General features: G+C 66.1%; 7 protein-coding genes. 2 read left to right on the forward strand and 5 right to left on the reverse strand.

The annotated features are described in order from the left end of the window. The first annotated feature begins 105 nt into the window (after nt 1-105). Nucleotides 106-1,326, forward strand: a complete 1,221-nt coding sequence (locus FNL14_RS22055; protein ID WP_142064706.1) for a GAF domain-containing sensor histidine kinase — start codon at nt 106-108, stop codon at nt 1,324-1,326. 84 nt (nt 1,327-1,410) lie between these two features. Here FNL14_RS22055 and FNL14_RS22060 read toward each other — a convergent pair whose 3' ends face one another. From FNL14_RS22060 to FNL14_RS22075, 4 genes are read right to left on the reverse strand one after another with little or no spacing between them, the layout of a single operon-like run. After that, complete coding sequence (locus FNL14_RS22060) at nt 1,411-1,833, reverse strand: ATP-binding protein (RefSeq protein ID WP_142064709.1); 423 nt, start codon at nt 1,831-1,833, stop codon at nt 1,411-1,413. Next, entirely contained in the window at nt 1,826-2,158 is a 333-nt protein-coding gene (locus FNL14_RS22065; protein ID WP_142064712.1) for an STAS domain-containing protein, read from the reverse strand. Before FNL14_RS22065 ends, FNL14_RS22060 begins: the two co-directional genes overlap by 8 nt. Further along, nucleotides 2,148-4,118 (reverse strand): glycosyltransferase, encoded by a 1,971-nt coding sequence (locus FNL14_RS22070; RefSeq protein WP_142064715.1) that lies wholly within the window; start codon nt 4,116-4,118, stop codon nt 2,148-2,150. Before FNL14_RS22070 ends, FNL14_RS22065 begins: the two co-directional genes overlap by 11 nt. After that, on the reverse strand, nt 4,115-5,227 hold the full coding sequence (locus FNL14_RS22075) for a PP2C family protein-serine/threonine phosphatase (RefSeq protein WP_142064718.1): 1,113 nt from the start codon (nt 5,225-5,227) through the stop codon (nt 4,115-4,117). The genes FNL14_RS22070 and FNL14_RS22075 overlap by 4 nt, the downstream gene beginning before the upstream one ends. 264 nt (nt 5,228-5,491) lie before the next feature. On the opposite strand from FNL14_RS22075, the gene FNL14_RS22080 reads away from it, so the two are divergent. Beyond that, nucleotides 5,492-5,809 (forward strand): hypothetical protein, encoded by a 318-nt coding sequence (locus tag FNL14_RS22080; RefSeq protein WP_142064721.1) that lies wholly within the window; start codon nt 5,492-5,494, stop codon nt 5,807-5,809. Nucleotides 5,810-6,002: 193 nt separating this feature from the next. Here the strand turns inward: FNL14_RS22080 and FNL14_RS22085 are convergent. Continuing rightward, on the reverse strand, nt 6,003-6,368 hold a 366-nt coding region (locus FNL14_RS22085), incomplete at its 5' end, for a GNAT family N-acetyltransferase (protein ID WP_142064724.1).

Here is a 6,368-nt window from a genome sequence, read left to right on the forward strand (position 1 = left end):
AGAGACTACAACAGGCGTCAGGCCAAGCCGGTATTATCGCGGGAGAGCCGCAGGCTCGACCAGTTTTTACTGGGGGGACACTAAATGAATACGGACGGGACGGCTATGCAAACGCTGACCGATCAGGATTCCGCACGCGAGCTTGGCCTGCGGGAATATGGGCTGATACCTGCCTACGCCGGTGAGAGGCCGGTACTGAAAGACGCCGGGGCCAGGGGCGCCCTGGACAACCTGGTGAGGCTGGCCGCATCGTTGTGCGGCGTGCCCTTCAGCGTGGTCAACATCATCACCTCGGAGCAGCAGGTGCAGATAGCCGCGTCCGGAATGGATGCCGGCATCTGCTCCCGCGAGGACTCGATGTGCGCCGCGGTCTTTTTGACCGGGGGGACAACTGTGGTCCGGGACGCTTCGCAGGACCCGAGGTTCGCAGCCAACCCGTTTGTGACCGGTGAGATAGCCGACGTACGCTTCTACGCCTCCGTCCCGCTAAAGACCTCCTCCGGACTGGTCCTGGGTTCCCTGTGCGTCTTTTCCAACGAGCCGGAACTGCCCACGCTTGAGCAGATCAGCCTGGTGGAGGTGCTGGCGCAGCAGGTGGTGGAACTTCTTGAACTGCAGCACCGGACGCTGCAGCTTGACGAAGCCCTGGCCGAGCTACAGCGGAGCAACGCCATGCTGGCGGAGTTCGCGGGACGGGTGAGCCACGATCTCCGTTCGCCGCTCACCACCATCCTTGGCTACGTGGAGCTGGCAGAGGACGATCCGGACATACAGCCGGACCACCCGTTCGCGGAGTACCTGGGACATATCGGCAGCGGGGGGCGGCGCATGCTGGTCACGCTGGATGACGTCCTGGATTACGCGCGGGCTGACGGCACCATCAACCGGGAGCGGCTGTCCTTACTCGCGGTGTCGGCAGAGGCCGCCCAGGATCTGGGTCTCGACCTGGGCCTGGCCAGCGGCATCCTCTGCGAGGACGCCGAGGTCTTCGCAGACCGCTCCCAGCTGCGGACCCTGCTGCAGAACCTGCTGGCAAACTCGGTGAATTACCAGAGCCCTGCCAAGGCGTTGCGGGTCACGGTCAGGGCGGAGCCGGGCGCGCACGGCACCACCGTCCATGTGGCCGATAACGGCAAGGGCATCCTGCCGACTGAGCGGAGTAAAGCCGTGGAGCCCCTCGTGCGGCTGAACCGGCCCGGCGACGGCCCTGGGACAGGGCTGGGCCTGGCCACCTGCCGCCGGATCGCCCAGGCGCACGGCGGCGAGCTCTCCATCAGCGACACCCCGGGCGGCGGGACTACGGTGTCGGTGACCTTCCCGGGCTAGCCCTGGGCGGCTGGAGTCTTAGGACAGATACCGGGACGTAACCAACCAACAGGTCCCCGTATCTGTCCTCAGCTCGAGAAGGACCTAGTCCTGGGACGTCCGGGACAGGACCCACGTGTTGGTGCCGTCCTGCCGCTCGAACGTGACGGTGGTGACCAGCGCCTGGATCAGCGCCAGGCCACGGCCGGACTCGGCGTCCTCGCCCGGGGTTGCCGGCTCCATGGGCCCGAACGGGGGCTTGGCGTGGTAGGCGCTGACCCTGGCCTGCAGCAGCGTGGGCTGGACGGTAATGTCCACCCCGAGCTCCACTGGTTCCTGGCCAGCCGGCTCGGCGTGCTGGACGATGTTCGACGCCGACTCGATGACCGCGGTCGTAAACGTCATCTGGTGCATGTCCTGCACAAAGGGGACGTCGAGCCAGAGGCTGTCCAGGTCGTTATGGACGGATTCGATGGCGTCCTCCGCCGCGAGCCCGCGGAAGCTGCGGGACGCCAGGACCTCAGTCATTGCTGAACGCCTCTTCGGCAGAGGTGTAGGAGGTGAGGACCTTGTCCATGCTGGTGAGCTGCAGGACCATTTTGACCTGCGGCTGCACGGCGGCGATCCGGAGGTCGCCACCCGCCTGCCGGGCCGCCTTGAGGCAGCCGATCAGTGCGCCAAGGCCCGAGGAGTCCATAAACGCCGTGTTTTCCAGGTTCACCACGATCCGGTTGGATCCACTCGCGATCACATCGGTGACGAACTCGCGCAGCTTCGGCGCGGACACCATGTTCAGCCGCCCGTCCGCCTTGACCTCCGCATACGAGTCCTTGACCTCATAGCTAAACTCCATCTGGCTCCCTCTCTGTAACTGCCGGATCACCGGCTGGTTCATAACCCTTGTAAAGCACTGCACGCACCAAAATGCTCATCACCACCAGGTCGTAGATGACCCAGGCGACGTTCACCAGGGTGCCCAGCGGTTCTGCCAGGCCCGCGGCCAGGCGGATAATTCCGACGACGGCCGCCACCGCCAGCAGCACCGACACCACAATCTGCGGCTGGATCAGGCTCCAGCTGGGTCCGCCGCTCTGGCGGGCCTTGGGGGTGACGGCAAAACCCAGGGGACGGCCGAACCAGACGTTCCGCGCCGCCGTCGAGCACGCCTTGATCCAAGTGGGGAACAGGGCCAGGCTGTACTGCTGGCCCCGCCAGGTGGGGATGCCCCGGCCGGCAACGGCGAACAGCAGCTGGTTGGCCACCATGAACGGGATGAACCGGATGAAGAAGTCCCAGCTCAGGCTCGTCACCGGCAGGATGCCCAGGAGCAGGTAGATGATGGGGGCGGCGAAGTAGATAACCGCCGCGTAGCCGCTGAGGTAGGTCCACATGGTGGCGAAGTACATCAACTTCTGGCCGATCTTGAGGCCTTTTTGGACCAGCGGGTTCTCGCGCAGCAGCACCTGGATGGTGCCCTGTGCCCAGCGCAGGCGCTGGGTGAGCATGGTTTTGAGGTCCTCCGGCGCCAGCCCGTAGGCCAGGATTTCGTGATGGTAGACGCTCTCCCAGCCCATGGCGTGCATCCGCATGGCGGTAGCCATGTCCTCGGTGACGGAGATGGTGGCCAGCGGCATGACCGGCTGCGCCTCGTCGTTGCGCTCCACGGACAGGGCGTCCAGGACGGCCTCCACGGATTCCAGGGCACCCAGCGGCGACCAGTCGCGGGCGGACATGCGCTGGACGGCGTCGTCCGCCACCACGGGAACGCCGGACTCGCCCACGTGCGCCAGTTCCATCGCCGCGATCTCTTCGAGGTCGGCCTGGAGGGCTTCGACGTCGGCCATCACCAGGGTCTGCACGGCGGCGTCCACGCGGCGGCGCACCCGGTACGTGATCTCGCTCAGGGCCCCGCCGGCCTCGAGCTCCTGCTGGGCTTCGCGCGTTGCTGCCTCCACCTCGTCCAGCACCTGGGCCACCAGGGGAGCTTCCACGTCCGCCGATTTCCGGGCCTTCTTGACGGCCGAGCGGGAGGCGGCCAGCGCCCGGCGGATGCTCTTCTCGGTCTCCTTCACGTAGCCCACCAGGCCCAGCTGCATCAGGGCCTCGCGGCGCAGGATGGCGTTGGAGCCGCAGAAGAAGGCGGCGTTCCAGCCGTCCTTGCCCTGTTGGATGGGGCCGTAGAAGAGGGGCGCCTGGCTGCCCAGGGGATCGCTGGCCGGGACATTGCTGAAGTACTGGGGCGTCTGGACCAGCGCCACCCGCCGGTTGTTGAAGTAGCCCAGGGTCTTTTCGAGGATGTCCGGCTCGGGGATCTGGTCCGCGTCCAGGATCAGGAGGAACTCGCCGTGAGTCTGCATCAGTGCGTTGTTCAGGTTGCCGGCTTTGGCATGCCGGGGCACGTTGGAGGTCCAGTCCTCGCTGCGGGTGACGTAGCCCAGGCCGTGCTGTTCGGCGAGCGCCTTGAGTTCGGGCCGGGCGCCGTCGTCCAAAATCCAGGTGCTGTGCGGGTGCCGGATCCTCTGGGCGGCCAACGCGGTGGTCATCACCATGTCCAGGTCTTCGTTGTAGGTGGTGATGAAGACGTCCACAGTGGCATCAGGCGGCGGTGGCGGGGCGCCCTTGCGGATTTTCAGCCTCCACACCGTCATGCCGAACAGCATCACATCGATCAGGCTGTAGGTTTCGGCGATCACCAGGGGCAGGGCGATCCACCAGGCTTCCCAGTTGAGCGACGCTGCCCAGCGCCAGGCGATGTAGTTGGCGCCGGTGACAATGGTCAGCACCACCACCAGCCTGGTCCAGAAGCGGGTCATGCCGCAGCCTGCTCCGGCAGTCGGCGGACCACAACCACTGTGACGTCGTCCTCGGCCGTCTCAGCCGGTGCAAGGGCCATGATGGCGCTGCTGGCGGCGTGCGCCGAATCCTGGCCTTGGGCGGCGGTGCGGACGGCCTCGGTGAAGTCCTCCACGGAGTCGAAGACGTCCAGCACGCCGTCGCTGACCACCACCAGGGAATCTCCCGGGGAGAGTTCCAGGCTGGACTGCGGCCACTGCGAGCCTGCCCAGGCACCCACGGGCGGTCCGCCGGAGGGGAGCCGTTCAGCAGTGCCGCCGGACCGGACGTGCAGCGCAAGCCCGTGCCCGGCGTCGACATAGCTGACGGTTCCGGACGCCGCGTCCAGCCGCGCGTGGAACAACGTGACGAAGGAGTTGGAGGAGTCAAGGTCCGTGGCGATCGCCTTGCTGGCGGAGGCGAAGGCGCCGTCCAGGTCCTGCCGCCGCCCCGTGGAGCGCATCACCGCGCGGACCGTTGCCGCGATGAGTGCGGCGCCCATGCCCTTGCCCATGGCATCGGCGAAGGTGAGGTGGAGCCCTTCAGGTGTCTGGTACCAGTCGTAGAAATCCCCGCCCACGCTGCGGGAGGGGCGGAAGACGCCGGCGACGTCGTAGCCGTCCACGCGGATGTCCTCCTTGGGCAGGAGGCTTTGCTGGACTTCCGTGGCGCGTTCCAGTTCACTGCGGGCCGCGGAATCCGCCGCAGGGGAGGGCCGTCTGCGGAACAGGGCGTTGATGCGGGACTGCAGTTCGCGCGGGCTGAACGGCTTGCTGATGTATTCGTCGGCGCCGTTGTCCAGGCCGGTCAGCTTGTCCAGTTCATCGGCCCGGGCCGTGAGCATCACAATGAAGGCGTCCGAGAATTCGCGCAGCAGCTTGCAGACTTCGAGCCCGTCAATGTCCGGCAGGTTCAGGTCCAGCGTGACCAGATCAGGCTGGACGCGGCGGACTTCCTCCACGCCCGGCAGGCCGGCGGCGGCCTCCGTCACGTCGAAGCCCTGCTTGGCCAGGACACGGACCAGCAGGCCGCGGATGTCCGGGTCATCCTCGATGACAACGGCACGACGGATTTCGGGTGGAGAGACCATAGGTCTACTTCTACCGTATTAACGGCTACCAAACATGTCGCAGGGCAACACAAGTGGTTAAGTCACCCTCGCGTTTTCGTTCGACGGCGGGGTGCGGCTTGGCTGCCCCGGCCCGTCCTGGCGGATCTTGCGTAAATCTTGGGACCTGCTTGCCCGGACGTTGAGGAACGCCCGGGACACTCGAAGTGGGATCAGCTTAATGAGGACAAACGTCAACGACGACCACGTCCGGGGCTGGCCTGCTTGGCAGGAAGGTGGAGCCACATGGGACATGCCAACACAACCAACCAGACGGCGGCAGCACGCGACCTGCCACGGGCAGCAGTGGATAAGGGCAGGGCCCTGCTGAGGGTCTACTTCCACTCCCGGAAGGTGCGTGCCGCAGCCAATGCCCTGGCTCAAGCGCTTGCCGAGTCACGGGAGGCTTCCAGCTGGCCGGGTGACCGGCTTCCGGTGGGGGAGGAGCTGTCCGCGCAGGTGGAGAAGCTGACACACCGCCTGAAGCTGGAGACCGAGGCACACAACAGGCTGGAGGCGCTTTTCAGGAGTGTGGATCTGGGGCGTTCCGCCGCGGCGGTTTAGGTGCCACACTTAGGAGCAATCGAGTGGCTGGGGGATACAGTCAGGAGATTGCAGTGGCTTGGTATACAGGATGGGCCTACCTCATCGCGGGCCTTATGACAGTGGATTCCCTGCTCCTGGCCTTGTGGGCCATTGACGAGGGCTGGCCCGGCAGCTGGTGGAAAAAGCCCTGACTCCTGATTCTGGAAAGCCGCTAACGCTGCAGGTCCAGCCGCACCAGGACCCGCGGGAAGCCATTCAGTACTGACTCGGTGTCCGCTGCCTTGGTGAAACCCGCGTCCTCGAAGAGCTTCCGGGTGCCCGTGTAGGCCATGGTGAGGTCCACCTTTTGCCCCTGGTTGTCCACGGGGTAGCCCTCGATCGCAGGCGCACCGTAGCTCCGCGCCATCTCCACGGCGCCCCTCAACAGCTGGTGCGAGATGCCCTTGCCGCGATGTCCGGGCCGCACCCGGATGCACCACACTGACCAGACGTCCAGATCGTCCACATGCGGGATCTTCCGGTTGTGCGCGAAACTGGTGTCCGCACGGGGGTGGACCCCCGCCCACCCCACCGGCTG

Origin of the sequence: Pseudarthrobacter sp. B4EP4b (assembly GCF_006680095.1) — a bacterium.
Classification (GTDB): domain Bacteria; phylum Actinomycetota; class Actinomycetes; order Actinomycetales; family Micrococcaceae; genus Arthrobacter.

What these genes read in the sequence shown, in the direction of transcription:
- FNL14_RS22055 (WP_142064706.1), top strand. Translation starts at nt 106, where the DNA reads ATGCAAACGCTGACCGATCAGGATTCCGCACGCGAGCTTGGCCTGCGG.
- FNL14_RS22060 (WP_142064709.1), bottom strand. Translation starts at nt 1,833, where the DNA reads ATGACTGAGGTCCTGGCGTCCCGCAGCTTCCGCGGGCTCGCGGCGGAG.
- FNL14_RS22065 (WP_142064712.1), bottom strand. Translation starts at nt 2,158, where the DNA reads ATGGAGTTTAGCTATGAGGTCAAGGACTCGTATGCGGAGGTCAAGGCG.
- FNL14_RS22070 (WP_142064715.1), bottom strand. Translation starts at nt 4,118, where the DNA reads ATGACCCGCTTCTGGACCAGGCTGGTGGTGGTGCTGACCATTGTCACC.
- FNL14_RS22075 (WP_142064718.1), bottom strand. Translation starts at nt 5,227, where the DNA reads ATGGTCTCTCCACCCGAAATCCGTCGTGCCGTTGTCATCGAGGATGAC.
- FNL14_RS22080 (WP_142064721.1), top strand. Translation starts at nt 5,492, where the DNA reads ATGGGACATGCCAACACAACCAACCAGACGGCGGCAGCACGCGACCTG.